The organism is Citrobacter sp. Cu233, from assembly GCF_030332225.1.
Lineage (GTDB): Bacteria > Pseudomonadota > Gammaproteobacteria > Enterobacterales > Enterobacteriaceae > Citrobacter.
Map to the genome: position 1 here is coordinate 194,657 of NZ_JAOWIF010000043.1, position 15,253 is coordinate 209,909.

Consider the following 15,253-nt stretch of genomic DNA (forward strand, 5'->3'; position numbering starts at 1 on the left):
ATTAAAGGTACTTGCTTAGTGAAAATATATCAAAATTGATCTGAATTAATTTAACCAGGATTTTGAATGCAAGTTCTAACTTAATCTGGATCAATAAATGTTAAATTATTAAACTCAATGTGATCCAGGTTAGATCACTTATTACTCCATTGTGGGTATATTCGTTCCGCTTTTATAACCATAACGATGGAGCGGACATGAAAAAATTAACAGTTGCAGCATTGGCTTTAACAACTCTTCTCTCTGGGAACGCATTTGCGCATGAGGCCGGAGAGTTCTTTATTCGTGCAGGTTCGGCTACCGTCAGACCGACGGAAGGCGCGGGTGGTACGCTGGGAAGCCTGGGTGGCTTTGATGTCAGCAACAATACGCAACTGGGCCTGACATTCACGTATATGGCAACCGACAATATTGGCGTTGAGTTACTGGCAGCCACGCCGTTCCGCCATAAGATCGGCACCGGGCCAACCGGTGATATTGCCACCGTTCATCATTTACCGCCGACGTTAATGGCGCAGTGGTACTTTGGCGACTCCAGCAGCAAACTGCGTCCTTACGTTGGCGTGGGTGTGAACTACACGACTTTCTTCGATGAAGGTTTTAACAACAACGGGAAAGAAGCGGGTTTATCCGATCTGAGCCTGAAAGACTCCTGGGGTGCAGCGGGACAAGTCGGTATGGACTATCTGATTAACCGCGACTGGCTGATTAACATGTCAGTCTGGTACATGGATATCGACACCACCGCGAGCTATAAAATGGGTGGCGTCCAGCAGCGCGACAGCGTACGCCTTGATCCGTGGGTGTTCATGTTCTCTGCGGGTTATCGTTTTTAAGTCAGCGATTCCAGTCCGAAAGGCTGGTCGTTTTGCGGCCAGCTTTTTCTCCTCTCTTTTCCCCTTCCCGACTTTCTCCCTTTTGATGTAATGCTACTCTTTAAGCAAACTGGCTTTGAGGGTATTGATGATGATATTGACCCGTCAGCTGCTACAACAAAAAATTTCCCTTATGGAAGCATCCATAGACGATGATATGAAAGAGTTTGCCGTCTATGCTGCGCGCGAATTATTGAATTACATGAGCAGGGTGGAAGCCCTGGAAAAGGTCATCTCCACACAAATCACACTACCTTATTGCAGCGCCAGTCCGGTTTGTGAAATCGAAGCTGGGTATGCCGCAGGCGTGAGCGACTGTCGGGAAGCGATTCGACGTGCCGGCTATCCGATTGCCGGGGATGACTAGTTTGCATTTTTGTTAACAAAAATGTTCTTTTGTTGTATAAATCTGTAACTTAGGTACACGGGAGAGACGTTATTTTCATCCATTATCAGGGCCACAGGACGATCTATATTATTTTTAATTCTCAGCGCTGTTATGCAACAACATAAACGGGTAACCGGTTTGGCATTACCGTTAACTATCAGGGTGGACTCGTGAAGATTGTGCAAGATAAGCTCAGGAACAGGCAGGCACTGCTGGTATCGGGGCTGATTACGCTGATATTTACCTCGTTGTTTCTGTTTATCATCTACGAACAGCGTATGGCCACGGCCAGCGAAGGGATTAACCGCCTGCAAGCCCGTATGCTGGATATCTTTAACGATAATGAACTCATCGCCGATGCGATTGGTGAGCGCTACCATCACATTAAAAATGACGATCAATGTGATAATGCGGCGCAGTTTGTTCCGCGTAATGCGGGGGAATGGGGAATTAATGCCGACCCAAAGCGGGTGCATTCGGCGACAGGGGCGATTATCGCCCGACAAGCCAACCTTAAAGCTCTATGTATGTATACGGCAGCGGAGTTTATTCGCGGCAGGGTTAATGAGTTGAATCCTGGCAGTTTTGATGCGCATCGTTACATCATTGCCAGGAATGCGGATTATTTTTACTGGTTTATGCCTTCTGATTCGCGCAATTTTACGTTCTCTGATTCTGAAATGGCGCAGGACATTACCGGATTTTTCTATCCGCCAGTCGATTTTTATACCCGTCTGCTGCAAAAAAACATCAAGAATAAAGCGCTTAGCTCAACGAATTTTTATACCGATAAAATTACCGGTGAAAAAGCCTACAGCGTGGTGAGCTATATCTATGACCTTTCCGGGAAAGAGATATCGGATCAAATCGTCGCCTATCTGGTCTATGACCATTCAAAGCCCGAGTTGCAGGAGGCGCTGGCAAATGCTTTTGACTATCAAATGCCACCGGGCCTGAATGTGGCTCTGGTGAATTTATCCAATAATGAGCGCCTCTGTTTATCTGGCAAATGTACGGATAAAACGCGCATTATGGTGCGGAAGTTGTCGGAAAAATATGCGCTGTACTATTCGATAGCATTAGGCCGGTTTATGGTGCGCGATACGCACGCCGGAATTGTGATACTGCTGGCACCGTTCTTCTTTATTATGATCAGTTTTTCGCTGAAGTCGTGGCTGAATCAAAGCGACCTCAAGGTTTATATTGATTCGCTGACTGGCTGCTTTAATCGGCGAATTCTCGACATTATTAAGCGTCGGGACTTATCACATTGTTCTGTGGTGCTGCTGGATTGCAATAAGTTTAAGGCTGTCAACGACACCTGGGGGCATGCAGCAGGTGATCGTGCACTGCAAACTATTGCCAACAGAATGTTGTCAAACACCCGTACAAGCCACGACCTCGTGATTCGTACTGGTGGGGATGAATTTATGATCCTGCTGTTTCGTTCCCAGACAAGTGATGCTATCGCGATTGCGCAGCGTATCAGTGGCCAGGTCAACGATCACGTCTTTGTGGTGGATGGACACACCGTACCGCTGTCGGTGTCATGGGGCGTTGCCGAGGTGGGGGGCGAACTGGATGTGGCAATCCAGAATGCGGATAACGCCATGTACAAAATGAAGCAGGCAAAAGACGGGTAAAACCGCCAGAAACCTCTGGCGGTTATTTCAGCTTACTGATGGGTCGCGGCTTTCATTGCACTGACAAAGGCTTTCAGCTCAACCAGCATTTGCTCTGGTGCTGCAACATTCTTCTCAATGATTTTGACAATCGCCGATCCAGAAATAGCCCCCGCAGCACCTGCTTCAATTGCGCCTGTCACCTGTTCCGGTGCAGAGATACCAAAGCCCTGTAAAGAAGGCGGGGCATTGAATTCTTTCAGTTTTTCGACCAGATGATGCAACGGTAACGCTGCACGATTTTCGGCACCGGTAACACCTGCGCGTGACAATAAATAGGTATAACCGCGGCCATAAGAGGCAATCTGGCGTAGCAGTTCTTCGTCAGCGTTAGGCGGGCAAATGAAAATTGGCGCTACATTATGGCGTAATGCCGCCGTTCTGAATGGCGCGGATTCTTCAACCGGCACATCGGCGACTAATACCGAATCTACGCCAACCTTCTCGCATTGTGCGTAAAATTCGTCAATACCCTTGCTGAACACCAGGTTGGCATACATCAGTAAACCAATCGGAATGGTTGGGTGTTTTTGCCGAATCAGTGCCAACATTTCAAAGCATTGTGACGGTGTGACGCCTGCCGCGAATGCGCGTAATGTCGCTTCCTGAATGGTTGGGCCGTCGGCCAGCGGGTCGGAGAACGGAATACCCAGCTCAAGCGCATCGGCACCCGCTTCGATCAGCGTATCAATGATTTTCAGTGACTGTTCAACAGAGGGATCGCCCAGGGTCACGAAGGGGACAAAAGCGCCTTCTTTGCGGTCCTTCAGTTGTGCAAACAGGTTTTCATAACGTTCCATCAGATTTCCCCTCGCGCTTTCAGAATATCGTGTACGGTGAAAATGTCTTTGTCGCCGCGACCAGAGAGGTTGACCACCAGTAATTGTTCTTTCTCCGGGTTTTCACGCATCATTTTCAACGCATGTGCCAGGGCGTGGGAAGACTCCAGCGCCGGGATAATCCCCTCATGCAGACACAGTGTTTTGAAGGCTTCCAGCGCTTCATCATCAGTAATCGAAACATAGTCAGCGCGTCCGATACTGTTCAGATAAGCGTGCTGTGGCCCGACTGACGGGAAGTCCAGTCCCGCAGAAATGGAGTAGGACTCTTCGATTTGCCCTTCAGTGGTCTGCATCATTGGCGACTTCATGCCGAAGTAAATCCCAACACGACCATGTTTCAGCGGTGCGCCGTGCTCACCGGATTCGATCCCGTGACCACCTGGCTCAACGCCAATCAGACCAACGCTGGTTTCATTTATAAAATCGGCGAACATGCCGATCGCGTTTGAGCCGCCACCTACACAGGCGATCACAGCATCCGGCAGACGGCCTTCTTTTTCCAGAATCTGTGCTTTTGTTTCTTCACCAATCATGCGCTGGAACTCGCGTACGATAGTCGGGAAAGGATGCGGACCTGCCGCCGTACCAAGCATATAGTGCGCGGTATCGTAACTGCCAGACCAGTCGCGCAATGCCTCGTTACAGGCATCTTTCAACGTGGCGGAGCCGCTGTGTACCGGAATAACCTCAGCACCCATCAGACGCATACGGAAAACGTTCGGAGACTGACGCTCGACGTCTTTCGCACCCATATAAATACGGCACTTTAAACCCAGCAAGGCGCTGGCAAGGGCAGACGCCACACCGTGCTGGCCCGCGCCGGTTTCTGCGATAATTTCTGTTTTCCCCATACGCTTCGCCAGTAACGCTTGTCCCAGCACCTGGTTAGTTTTGTGCGCGCCGCCGTGCAGCAGATCTTCACGCTTGAGATACAGCGTTGTCCTGGTACCGTTAGTGATGTTCTGGCATTTGGTGAGTGCAGTAGGGCGACCAGCGTAGTTTTTCAACAGGTCAGTAAACTGTGCCTGAAATTCAGGGTCTTTTTGTGCACTGACGAACGCTTCTTCCAGTTGGCGCAGTGCAGGCATCAGAATCTGTGGCACATACATACCGCCAAATTCGCCAAAATACGGATTGAGTAATGTTGTCATGTCCTTTTCCTTAATATGCGCGCAGCGTCTGAAAGACTGAAGCCAGAAGACGTGCATCTTTGATGCCCGGCTGTGACTCTACGCCAGAATTGAAATCGAGCCCGGCACAGCCGGTTTTAGCCGCGTCGGCGCAGTTATCTGCACCGAGTCCGCCAGCCAGTAAAACGTTATCCAGCGATTGTCCGCCTAACAGCGACCAGTCAAAGCGCTTACCGCTGCCACCCTGGCCGTTATCAAAAACGTATTTATCAATATGTTGATAGCGACGAGCGGGCAGTGATTCGCCAACACTCAGTGCCTTCCAGATTTTTACCTGCGCGGGCAGCACATTGCGCAGAGCATCGACATAGGCCTGATCTTCGCTGCCGTGTAGTTGTACGGCGACCAGCGACAGTGCGGTGACTTTTTCGTGGACGTCGGCGATGTCGGTGTTACGGAACACGCCGACATACTGTAACGGCGCACCCGTCATAACGTCTCGCGCCTGCTCAACGCTGACAGCGCGCGGTGAGGTCGGGACAAAAATGACTCCGCCATAAATGGCCCCGGATTCGTACGCTGCTTTTGCATCCTGTGCACGGGTCAGTCCGCAGACTTTATTTTCGCCAAGCAAAACGCGACGCACGGCGGTATGCAGGTCATCATGGGACATCAGCGCAGAGCCGATCAGAAAACCGTTGGCGAAATGGCTGAGTTCGCGAACCTGGCCATAGGTGTTGATCCCGGATTCACTGATGACGGTAACGCCATGGCCCAGACGAGGTGCAAGCTGGCGAGTACGATTGAGGTCAATCGACAGGTCACGTAAATCACGGTTGTTAATACCGACGACTTTTGCACCCAGCGCGATGGCGCGCTCCAACTCTTCTTCATTGCTTACTTCAGTCAGCACGCCCATTTTCAGGCTGTGGGCAACGGCAGCGAGCTGACGATACTGTTCATCATCTAAAACCGACAGCATCAGCAGGCAGGCGTCCGCCTGGTAGAAACGTGCCAGGTAAATCTGGTAAGGATCGATAATAAAGTCTTTACACAGGATCGGCTGTGGTGCGATGCGACTGACGATGGGCAGGAAATCAAAGCTACCCTGAAAATATTTCTCGTCCGTCAGCACGGAAATTGCTGACGCGTAATGTTTGTATACTCCCGCAATCTGTGCCGGGTCGAAATCATCACGGATCACGCCTTTTGACGGAGAGGCTTTTTTGCACTCCAGAATAAAAGCGGTTCGTGTCCCTTGCAGCGCATTGTAGAAATCACGTGTGCTGGGGTGAACATCATTTTGAAAGCTGACCAGTGGTTGTTGCTGTTTGCGGGCTTCTACCCAAATCGCCTTGTCAGCGACAATTTTCGCTAAAACGGTTTGCATCATTTACCCTCTTGCTGCCAGTGCAGTGACACGGTCGTAAGCCGCACCGCTGCGCAGCACATTAATCACGGTTTGCGCGTTGGCTTTTAAGTCTTCTTTACCGTGCAGGCGCATTAACATGGCGACATTCGCGGCAACAGCAGCCTCATGAGCGGCCTCACCTTTACCTTGTAACAAGCGACTCAGAATGTCACGGTTTTCTTCCGGCGTGCCGCCGGCCAACTGTTCCTGATGATATGGCGTCAGGCCAAAGTCTTCCGCCGTTAGCTGGTAGCTCTTGATTTCACCATCGTGCAGTTCTGCCACGATGGTCGGCGCATGCAGCGAAACTTCATCCATTCCGCCACTGTGTACCACGGCTGCCCGTTGATATCCCAGCACACGCAGTGTTTCGGCAATCGGCAACACCAGTTCCGGGCTGTAAACGCCGATCAGCGCCAGCGGCGGATGCGCCGGATTAATCAATGGCCCAAGTACATTAAACAACGTCCGGGTTTTCAACTGCTGGCGTACCGGCATCGCATGGCGAAAACCGGTGTGGTATTTCGGCGCAAACAGGAAACACACGCCCAGGTCGTCAAGCGCCTGGCGGGATTTATCGGCGTTCATATCCAGATTGATACCAAATGCCGCCAGCAGATCTGAGGATCCTGATTTACTGGAGATGCTGCGGTTACCGTGTTTGGCTACTTTTAATCCACAGGCCGCCGCGACAAACGCACTGGCGGTGGAAATATTGATACTGTTACTGCCGTCACCGCCGGTTCCGACAATGTCGGCAAACAGATAATCCGGGCGCGGGAATGGGGCGGCATTTTCCAGTAATGCCGTTGCTGCGCCGGCAATTTCGTTCGGATGCTCTCCACGTATTTTCATACTCACCAGTGCTGCAGCCAACTGTTCCGGCTTCAGTTCACCGCGAACGACAGCAGAGAACAGCTGGTGGCTTTCCTGCTGAGATAACGTTTGGGCCTGGTACAGTTTTTCCAGAATAGGTTGCAGCGTATTGGTTTGTTCGAGCTTCTGTTGTGCCCAGGCCAGCGTTTGCTCCAGCAGACGCGCACCCTGAGTGGTCAGAATCGATTCCGGATGGAACTGGAAGCCGCATACGCGGTCGGTATCGTGACGAACTGCCATTACCATACCGTTAAAATGCGCATTAATGGTTAATCCGGCCGGTACGTTGCTGCCGACCAGCGAGTGATAGCGCGCCACAGGCAATGGGTTTGCCAGGCCGCTGAACATTGCCTGACCATCGTGTTCAATGCTGGAGGCTTTGCCATGCAGGATTTCCCCTGCCTGACCCACATATCCACCATAGGCCTCAACAATCGCCTGATGCCCCAGACAAATACCGATAATGGGCAGTTTGCCGCGCAGGCGGGTTAACAGCTCTGGCATGCAGCCCGCTTCACTTGGTGCGCCAGGCCCAGGAGAAAGCATCAGTACAGGATTTTTCATCGTCGCTAAACGGTCAATTAATGTCTGAGCCGGGATATGGTTACGGTAAATCACCACGTTGTGACCGTTAGTGCGCAGCTGATCTGCCAGGTTGTAAGTAAATGAGTCGATGTTATCGAGTAGCAGAATGTCAGCCATTAGAAAGTCTCCTGTGCATGGTGCGCGGTGGCGATAGCACGCAAAACGGCACGCGCTTTATTACGGGTTTCATCGGCTTCAGACTGCGGAACAGAATCCAGAACAATCCCGGCACCGGCCTGCACGGTGGCGATACCGTCTTCCACCAGGGCCGAACGGATCACAATGCAGGTATCCAGATCGCCATGGGCGGTAAAGTAGCCGACCGCACCACCATAGCTGCCCCGACGACGACCTTCGGCCTCGGCAATCAATTGCATCGCGCGGACTTTTGGCGCGCCGCTCAGCGTGCCCATGTTCATACAGGCGCGGTAAGCATGAAGCACATCCAGATCGCTACGCAGTTCGCCCACCACACGGGATACCAGGTGCATCACGAAAGAGTAACGGTCGACTTTGGTCAGGTCGGCAACATAGCGGCTACCTGGGGTACAGATACGAGCGAGATCGTTACGAGCCAGGTCTACCAGCATCAAGTGTTCGGAAAGTTCTTTATGGTCGGTACGCATTTCCAGTTCAATACGGCTGTCGAGATCGCGGTCCAGCGAGCCATCCGCACGGCGACCACGCGGGCGGGTCCCGGCAATCGGGTAGATTTCAATCTGGCGGCTGGTGGCATCGTATTTCAACGAGCTCTCTGGCGACGCGCCGAACAGTGTGAAATCGTTATCCTGCATGAAGAACATGTACGGGCTCGGATTGCTCTTTTTCAGCACATAGTAGGCAGCCAGCGGTGACGGGCAGGGCAGCGAAAAGCGGCGGGAAGGCACCACCTGGAAAATCTCACCGGCACGAATCGCTTTCTGCATTCCGCGCACCACGGCACCGAACTCTTCATCACTCTGGTTGCATTCACAACGCATTTGCGGCACGTCGGTAACGGGCAGCGGCGGTGCGGGTTCTGTGAGCTGTTGGCTCAACTGTGCCAGGCGGGCGTTAATTCGCTGTTTTTCCTCGTCATTTGGCGTAAAGATGCTGGCCTGAATGCGGGTGCTTTTTTTCTGGTGGTCAATAACCATCAGCGTTTCTGCCAGATAGAAGCAGTAGTCCGGGCAACGGTTACCCGCCTCAAGCTGGGGTAAATCTTCAAATCCGGCAACCAGGTCGTAGGAAAACAGACCGCCGAAGAACATGGCTTCACGCTCTTGCGGCGGCACATTGACCAGCTCCTGCAATAAACGGAACGCGTCAAATACAGAAAGTGAGCATAAACGGGCATCCTCATCCAGCAGCGGGCTTACGCTGGGGAATGTCAACTGACGGACGTTCGGCTGTTTATCGTTTTCAACGCCCGCGGGCAGGGCGACGTCCAGCAGAGGAAGCAGCGACGCACCATTCGCCGACAGCGCCTGAATAGTGACGGTGTCACCTAAGGCGGTAATACGCAACGCGCTGTCTACCAGCAGCAGGCTCTTGAGATCATCCTTGCTGTCAATATCGGCGGATTCCAGCAACAACGTTGCCGGTCGTGCGCCACACACCTGATGAAACAGCGCCGTTGGGTTCTCACGGTAGGCGGCATCGCAGGCGAGCAGTTCAAGTGTTGGTTTTTGTGTTTGCATCGTTCTTCTCATTAATTTTGTTCAAAAAAAAGCCCGCTCAGTTGGCGGGCCGGGTATCTGGTTGCATATTGCAGACGTGAGACACTGCCCGAAATCAGGAAGTGCGCCACCAACCGTGCAGAACAAAGCGTGCTTTCATCTCAGATACCTTCTTCATGTGAACTTGCGTACTAGTTAACTAGTTCGATGGAGTAAAGTCAACACCTGATTTCAGTTAATTTGTCGAAACCGCTATGATGATCGCGATACGACATTTATTGAAACGGGAGCCGCCTTGAGCGACACGAATTACGCAGTGATTTACGACCTGCACAGTCATACAACGGCGTCCGACGGACGGTTGACGCCAGAGGCCTTAGTACATCGTGCGGTAGAGATGCGAGTCGGAACACTGGCGATTACCGATCATGACACCACGGCAGCAATTCCGGCGGCAAGAGAAGAAATTTCACGTTCAGGTTTAGCGTTGAATTTGATAGCCGGCGTTGAAATTTCCACGGTCTGGGAAAACCATGAGATCCATATTGTGGGTCTGAATATTGATACCGCACATCCTGTGATGTGTGCGTTTTTGGCACAGCAAACGGAACGCCGCCAGCAGCGCGCGCAACTGATTGCAGAACGGCTGGACAAAGCGCATATTCCGGGGGCGTGGGAAGGGGCGTTGCGTTTGGCTGACGGCGGGGCCGTCACGCGGGGTCATTTTGCGCGCTTTCTGGTTGAAAGCGGAAAAGCCAGCACTATGGCGGATGTCTTTAAAAAATATCTTGCCCGTGGGAAAACCGGTTATGTTCCGCCACAGTGGTGTACAATAGAACAAGCTATTGATGTCATTCATCATTCTGGCGGTAAGGCAGTTCTGGCTCATCCTGGGCGGTACGATCTTAGCGCTAAGTGGCTGAAAAGACTGGTTGCACATTTTGCTGAACATCACGGTGACGCGATGGAAGTGGCACAGTGCCAGCAGTCTCCCAATGAACGCACCCATCTGGCGACGCTTGCGCGCCAGCATCAGTTGTGGGCATCGCAAGGGTCTGATTTTCATCAGCCGTGTCCGTGGATTGAGCTGGGTCGTAAACTTTGGTTACCTGCCGGCGTCGAAGGTGTGTGGCAGCTTTGGGAACAGCCCGAGATCACAGAGAGGAAAGTATGAGCCAGTTTTTTTATATTCATCCCGAAAACCCACAGCAGCGGTTGATCAATCAGGCCGTTGAAATTGTGCGTAAAGGTGGGGTGATTGTCTATCCAACCGACTCCGGCTATGCGTTGGGTTGCAAAATTGAAGATAAAGGCGCGATGGAGCGTATTTGTCGTATCCGTCATCTGCCGGATGGCCACAACTTTACGCTGATGTGCCGCGATTTGTCAGAGCTGTCTACCTATTCATTTGTCGACAACGTGGCCTTTCGTTTAATTAAAAACAATACGCCAGGCAACTATACTTTTATCCTGAAAGGGACGAAAGAAGTGCCGCGCCGACTGCTGCAGGAAAAACGTAAAACCATTGGTCTTCGCGTACCGTCCAATCCGATTGCGCTGGCATTGCTGGAAGCGCTTGGCGAACCTATGCTCTCCACCTCGCTGATGCTGCCGGGCAGTGAATTTACCGAGTCCGATCCCGAAGAGATCAAAGATCGTCTGGAGAAGCTGGTCGATCTGATCATCCACGGCGGTTACCTTGGTCAACAACCGACGACGGTCATCGATTTAACCGATGATTCTCCGGTGGTATTGCGCGAAGGCGTTGGTGACGTTAAACCTTTCTTATAAGGGCGCAACTCGGTATACTACGCGGCCTTAAAATGGCGCTGACTGGCGCCGTTGATTCTCCTGTTCGACGCCTGTGAAGGCGACACCTAAAGGAAGCTCTATGAGCGAAAAGTTACAAAAAGTGCTGGCGCGTGCTGGCCACGGTTCTCGCCGTGAAATTGAATCCATTATTGCAGCAGGTCGTGTGAGCGTTGATGGCAAAATTGCCACGCTTGGCGATCGCGTTGAAGTGACGCCGGGTCTGAAAATCCGTATCGACGGTCATCTGATTTCGGTAAAAGAATCTGCAGAACAAATCTGCCGCGTTCTGGCCTATTACAAGCCGGAAGGTGAACTGTGTACCCGTAACGACCCGGAAGGTCGTCCAACCGTTTTTGACCGCTTGCCAAAGCTGCGTGACGCGCGCTGGATTGCCGTAGGTCGTCTGGACGTCAATACCTGTGGTCTGCTGCTGTTTACTACTGATGGTGAACTGGCGAACCGTCTGATGCACCCGAGCCGTGAAGTTGAACGCGAATACGCGGTGCGTGTGTTCGGTCAGGTTGACGATGCTAAACTGCGTGATCTGAGCCGTGGCGTACAGCTGGAAGATGGTCCGGCTGCGTTTAAAACCATCAAGTTCAGCGGTGGTGAAGGGATTAACCAGTGGTATAACGTCACGCTGACTGAAGGCCGCAACCGCGAGGTTCGTCGTCTGTGGGAAGCGGTAGGCGTGCAGGTAAGTCGTCTTATCCGTGTACGTTATGGCGATATTCCATTGCCGAAAGGCCTGCCGCGTGGTGGCTGGACAGAGCTTGATCTTGCACAGACTAACTATCTGCGTGAACTGGTGGAGTTGAAACCGGAAACCACGTCTAAAGTCGCTGTCGAGAAAGACCGTCGTCGTATGAAAGCGAATCAGATCCGCCGTGCGGTGAAACGTCACTCTCAGGTCGGCAGCAGCCGTCGCCCGGGTGGACGCAGCAACAACGGTTAATCATGAGCAGGCCTGATAAGCAAAGCGCCATCAGGCGTTAGCGTGGAGCCGGATGCGGCGCAAGCGCCTTATCCGGCCTGCTGTTAGTAATCAATCCCCATTTGGGCTTTAATGCCCGCTTCAAAAGCATGCTTGACCGGACGCAACTCGCTGACCGTGTCGGCTAACTCCAGAATATCGCGATGGCATCCACGACCCGTAATAATGACTGTCTGCTGGGCCGGGCGCGCGTTTAAAGCGTTGATCACCTCTTCAAGCGGTAGGTAGTCGTAGGCCACCATATACGTCAGTTCATCCAGCACAACCATATCCAGCTCAGGATCGGCCAGCATTCGCTTACCGTGTTCCCATACGGCCAGACAGGCGGCAGTGTCAGCTTCACGATTTTGTGTTTCCCAGGTAAACCCGGTCGCCATCACCTGAAACTCTACACCATGAGGTTCGAGCAGATTTCTTTCGCCGTTTGGCCATGTACCTTTAATGAACTGCACTACACCGACTTTTTTACCGTGGCCCACTGCGCGAGTTGCTGTACCAAACGCAGCGGTAGTTTTACCTTTACCATTACCGGTAAACACGATGATAATTCCGCGCTCGTCCCTGGCGGCCGCAACACGCGCGTCAACCCGGTCTTTTACGCGCTGTTGGCGCTGCTGATAGCGTTCTTCACTCATTGGGCAATTCCTGGTTTACGGCCCGGCTGGGCATCAAAAGTCATACCGGTTTTACGGCGGCTGTCATCGCCCATCAGCCACAGGTAAAGCGGCATAATGTCGGCGGGGGTTTTGAGTTTTTGCGGATCTTCCGTCGGGAATGCGCTGGCACGCATGCCGGTACGCGTGCCGCCTGGATTAATGCAATTTACGCGCAGATGGCGATTCTGGTATTCGTCTGCCAGTACCTGCATCATCCCTTCGGTGGCAAACTTGGAGGTGGCATAAGCTCCCCAGTTAGCCCGTCCCTGACGACCGACGCTTGAGGAGGTAAAGACCAGCGATCCTGAATCTGATTTGAGTAACAGCGGCAGCAATGCCTGAGTCAACATAAACGTCGCGTTGACATTGACCTGCATGACATCCTGCCATACCTGCGGATTTTGTTCGCTCATCGGGCAGATATCGCCCAGCAGTCCGGCGTTATGCAGCACCCCATCCAGACGTGGATAATGTGCGGCGAGGCGTTGCGCCAACTGGTGACACTCTTCAGAGGTACAGGTCAGCAGATCCAGTGTAAACCATTGTGGCTGTGTTCCGTTTTCATCGGCGACGGTGCGGGCAACCTGACGCAATTTTTCTTCATTACGTCCAAGCAGGATAACGGTCGCACCGTAGCGTGCATAGGTAAGCGCGGCTTCACGCCCGATGCCATCACTGGCACCGGTGACCAGAATAATGCGATCCTGTAACAGGTCTTGTTTAGGTTGGTAATGCACGGCTACTCCTCGGCGACGCTTTGGCCATCTCGTTCGCGATAACTTTTCGGCTTTATGCCTTAAACACTGGTGTATTTCAATCAGCCAAAGGTAATAACACCGCAAAATGAACACTTTGTCATGCTTTTTGCCGATTCAGCATCGGATGGATGAAGCAAGACGGGTTTACACGCCTGTTGTACACTGAGCGAAAGTAGCGTTGTTTAACCAAGGTGGGTCTCGTGGAATTGTTGTCTGAATATGGGCTGTTTTTGGCAAAAATTGTCACTGTTGTGGTGGCTATTGCGGTGATTGTCATGCTGATTGTAAACGCGACACAACGTAAGCGTCAGCGTGGTGAACTACGCGTTATTAATCTTAGCGATCAATATAAAGAGATGAAGGAAGATCTGTCGATGGCATTGTTGGATAGTCATCAGCAGAAGTTATGGCATAAAGCGCAGAAAAAGAAGCACAAGCTAGAGGCCAAAACCGCCAAAGCCAAAGCAAAACAGGGGGACAGTTCGTCATCAGACAAACCTCGCGTCTGGGTGCTCGATTTTAAGGGTAGTATGGATGCCCACGAGGTCAGCGCATTACGGGAAGAGATCACGGCGGTACTGGCGGTGGTAAAACCGCAGGATCAGGTGGTTGTGCGTCTGGAAAGCCCCGGTGGTGTGGTACATGGTTATGGACTGGCGGCCTCGCAGTTGCAACGCCTGCGTGATAAGGCGATTCCCTTGACGGTAACGGTGGATAAAGTCGCTGCGAGCGGCGGATATATGATGGCCTGTGTCGCGGATAAAATTGTCTCAGCGCCGTTTGCCATTGTGGGCTCGATTGGCGTGGTGGCGCAGATCCCGAACTTCAACCGTTTTCTGAAAGGCAAGGATATTGATATCGAGCTGCACACGGCTGGGCAGTACAAACGTACGCTGACACTGCTTGGTGAAAATACGGAAGAAGGGCGACAGAAATTCCGTGAAGATTTGAATGAAACCCATCATCTGTTTAAAGATTTTGTGCAGCGTATGCGTCCAGCTCTGGACATCGAACAGGTTGCTACAGGTGAACACTGGTTCGGTCAACAGGCGCTGGCAAATGGGTTGGTCGATGAGATCAATACCAGTGACGAAGTGATTCTGGGGTTGATGGATGACCGTGAGGTGCTGAACGTCCGCTATATGCAGCGCAAAAAACTGATGGACCGTTTCACTGGCAGCGCGGCAGAAAGTGCAGACCGCTTACTTATGCGCTGGTGGCAGCGGGGACAGAAGCCCCTGATGTAAAATTGCAATTGCCGGATGGCGGCGCCGCCATCCGACAAATCATTTCTCGCGTTAATCGATCAAGTGGTACTTTTCAGAAAGCACATGTGCCAGGTGTTTAAACATATTAAACACCGCAGTGCTTTTGGGCGTTGGTAGCCCTTGCTCGTCTAAAAAGTAATCTCCGCTGAAAACCAGCACGCCATTTCGCTGCGTTACGCCGGTGGCGACAATCCCCGCCAGCGTGTCCTCATGCTCACGAATGATTTTGTTGGCTTCAATCAGCAGTGTTTCGCGATCGATGGGTTGAGTGTCTTTATGCATTATTTACTCCTTAAACAAGGACATTAGTCTACGCCG

Annotated in this window: 16 protein-coding genes and 1 other annotated feature; of the genes, 7 read left to right on the plus strand and 9 right to left on the minus strand. The window is 52.0% G+C overall.

Annotated features, from left to right (window positions below; translation table 11 throughout):
• Nucleotides 1-197 precede the first annotated feature (197 nt).
• The 3 genes from ompW (at nt 198) to OGX95_RS21740 (ending at nt 2,906) form a co-directional block, all read left to right on the plus strand.
• Complete coding sequence (gene ompW, locus OGX95_RS21730) at nt 198-836, plus strand: outer membrane protein OmpW (protein WP_286630958.1); 639 nt, start codon at nt 198-200, stop codon at nt 834-836.
• Between the two features lie 130 nt (nt 837-966).
• On the plus strand, nt 967-1,242 hold the full coding sequence (locus tag OGX95_RS21735; RefSeq protein WP_286630997.1) for a hypothetical protein: 276 nt from the start codon (nt 967-969) through the stop codon (nt 1,240-1,242).
• A 191-nt stretch (nt 1,243-1,433) separates the two neighbouring features.
• Entirely contained in the window at nt 1,434-2,906 is a 1,473-nt protein-coding gene (locus OGX95_RS21740; RefSeq protein WP_286630959.1) for a GGDEF domain-containing protein, read from the plus strand.
• A gap of 32 nt (nt 2,907-2,938) precedes the next feature.
• On the opposite strand, the gene trpA is transcribed toward OGX95_RS21740, so the two are convergent.
• The 6 genes from trpA to trpL form a co-directional block, all read right to left on the minus strand.
• Entirely contained in the window at nt 2,939-3,745 is an 807-nt protein-coding gene (gene trpA / locus OGX95_RS21745; RefSeq protein WP_286630960.1) for a tryptophan synthase subunit alpha, read from the minus strand.
• Nucleotides 3,745-4,938 carry a tryptophan synthase subunit beta gene (gene trpB, locus OGX95_RS21750; RefSeq protein ID WP_202038508.1) on the minus strand — a complete coding sequence of 398 codons (1,194 nt, stop codon included), beginning with the start codon at nt 4,936-4,938 and terminating at the stop codon, nt 3,745-3,747. The genes trpA and trpB overlap by 1 nt, the downstream gene beginning before the upstream one ends.
• Nucleotides 4,939-4,948: 10 nt before the next feature.
• Nucleotides 4,949-6,307, minus strand: coding sequence for a bifunctional indole-3-glycerol-phosphate synthase TrpC/phosphoribosylanthranilate isomerase TrpF (trpCF, locus tag OGX95_RS21755; protein WP_286630998.1), 1,359 nt, complete (start codon nt 6,305-6,307; stop codon nt 4,949-4,951).
• Nucleotides 6,308-6,310: 3 nt separating this feature from the next.
• Nucleotides 6,311-7,906 carry a bifunctional anthranilate synthase glutamate amidotransferase component TrpG/anthranilate phosphoribosyltransferase TrpD gene (gene trpD, locus OGX95_RS21760; protein ID WP_286630961.1) on the minus strand — a complete coding sequence of 532 codons (1,596 nt, stop codon included), beginning with the start codon at nt 7,904-7,906 and terminating at the stop codon, nt 6,311-6,313.
• On the minus strand, nt 7,906-9,468 hold the full coding sequence (locus OGX95_RS21765; protein ID WP_286630962.1) for an anthranilate synthase component 1: 1,563 nt from the start codon (nt 9,466-9,468) through the stop codon (nt 7,906-7,908). The genes trpD and OGX95_RS21765 overlap by 1 nt, the downstream gene beginning before the upstream one ends.
• Nucleotides 9,469-9,491: 23 nt before the next feature.
• Nucleotides 9,492-9,586: a sequence feature (Trp leader region), on the minus strand.
• Nucleotides 9,563-9,607: a trp operon leader peptide gene (gene trpL, locus OGX95_RS21770; protein ID WP_212734703.1), complete on the minus strand. Its 45-nt coding sequence runs from the start codon at nt 9,605-9,607 to the stop codon at nt 9,563-9,565. It overlaps the preceding feature by 24 nt.
• 135 nt (nt 9,608-9,742) lie before the next feature.
• Here trpL and rnm point away from each other — a divergent pair, with 135 nt between their 5' ends.
• The 3 genes from rnm (at nt 9,743) to rluB (ending at nt 12,214) form a co-directional block, all read left to right on the plus strand.
• Entirely contained in the window at nt 9,743-10,621 is an 879-nt protein-coding gene (rnm, locus tag OGX95_RS21775; RefSeq protein ID WP_286630963.1) for an RNase RNM, read from the plus strand.
• Nucleotides 10,618-11,238: an L-threonylcarbamoyladenylate synthase gene (locus OGX95_RS21780; RefSeq protein ID WP_003833336.1), complete on the plus strand. Its 621-nt coding sequence runs from the start codon at nt 10,618-10,620 to the stop codon at nt 11,236-11,238. The genes rnm and OGX95_RS21780 overlap by 4 nt, the downstream gene beginning before the upstream one ends.
• 100 nt (nt 11,239-11,338) lie before the next feature.
• Nucleotides 11,339-12,214 carry a 23S rRNA pseudouridine(2605) synthase RluB gene (rluB, locus tag OGX95_RS21785; RefSeq protein ID WP_003020625.1) on the plus strand — a complete coding sequence of 292 codons (876 nt, stop codon included), beginning with the start codon at nt 11,339-11,341 and terminating at the stop codon, nt 12,212-12,214.
• 83 nt (nt 12,215-12,297) lie between these two features.
• Here rluB and cobO read toward each other — a convergent pair whose 3' ends face one another.
• Both cobO and OGX95_RS21795 read right to left on the minus strand, forming a co-directional pair.
• Nucleotides 12,298-12,888, minus strand: coding sequence for a cob(I)yrinic acid a,c-diamide adenosyltransferase (cobO, locus tag OGX95_RS21790; RefSeq protein ID WP_286630964.1), 591 nt, complete (start codon nt 12,886-12,888; stop codon nt 12,298-12,300).
• On the minus strand, nt 12,885-13,646 hold the full coding sequence (locus OGX95_RS21795) for a YciK family oxidoreductase (RefSeq protein WP_286630965.1): 762 nt from the start codon (nt 13,644-13,646) through the stop codon (nt 12,885-12,887). The genes cobO and OGX95_RS21795 overlap by 4 nt, the downstream gene beginning before the upstream one ends.
• Before the next feature lie 221 nt (nt 13,647-13,867).
• Here OGX95_RS21795 and sohB point away from each other — a divergent pair, with 221 nt between their 5' ends.
• A complete protein-coding gene (gene sohB, locus OGX95_RS21800) occupies nt 13,868-14,914 on the plus strand; it encodes a protease SohB (RefSeq protein WP_286630966.1) in 1,047 nt (348 codons plus the stop codon).
• A gap of 51 nt (nt 14,915-14,965) precedes the next feature.
• On the opposite strand, the gene OGX95_RS21805 is transcribed toward sohB, so the two are convergent.
• Complete coding sequence (locus OGX95_RS21805) at nt 14,966-15,217, minus strand: YciN family protein (protein ID WP_003020616.1); 252 nt, start codon at nt 15,215-15,217, stop codon at nt 14,966-14,968.
• Nucleotides 15,218-15,253: the final 36 nt, after the last annotated feature.

Bases quoted from the DNA above. Each gene is read 5' to 3' on its own strand.
- trpA (WP_286630960.1), bottom strand. From the start codon at position 3,745: ATGGAACGTTATGAAAACCTGTTTGCACAACTGAAGGACCGCAAAGAA.
- OGX95_RS21805 (WP_003020616.1), bottom strand. From the start codon at position 15,217: ATGCATAAAGACACTCAACCCATCGATCGCGAAACACTGCTGATTGAA.
- cobO (WP_286630964.1), bottom strand. From the start codon at position 12,888: ATGAGTGAAGAACGCTATCAGCAGCGCCAACAGCGCGTAAAAGACCGG.
- OGX95_RS21765 (WP_286630962.1), bottom strand. From the start codon at position 9,468: ATGCAAACACAAAAACCAACACTTGAACTGCTCGCCTGCGATGCCGCC.
- OGX95_RS21780 (WP_003833336.1), top strand. From the start codon at position 10,618: ATGAGCCAGTTTTTTTATATTCATCCCGAAAACCCACAGCAGCGGTTG.
- rluB (WP_003020625.1), top strand. From the start codon at position 11,339: ATGAGCGAAAAGTTACAAAAAGTGCTGGCGCGTGCTGGCCACGGTTCT.
- trpB (WP_202038508.1), bottom strand. From the start codon at position 4,938: ATGACAACATTACTCAATCCGTATTTTGGCGAATTTGGCGGTATGTAT.
- trpD (WP_286630961.1), bottom strand. From the start codon at position 7,906: ATGGCTGACATTCTGCTACTCGATAACATCGACTCATTTACTTACAAC.
- ompW (WP_286630958.1), top strand. From the start codon at position 198: ATGAAAAAATTAACAGTTGCAGCATTGGCTTTAACAACTCTTCTCTCT.
- OGX95_RS21735 (WP_286630997.1), top strand. From the start codon at position 967: ATGATATTGACCCGTCAGCTGCTACAACAAAAAATTTCCCTTATGGAA.
- trpCF (WP_286630998.1), bottom strand. From the start codon at position 6,307: ATGCAAACCGTTTTAGCGAAAATTGTCGCTGACAAGGCGATTTGGGTA.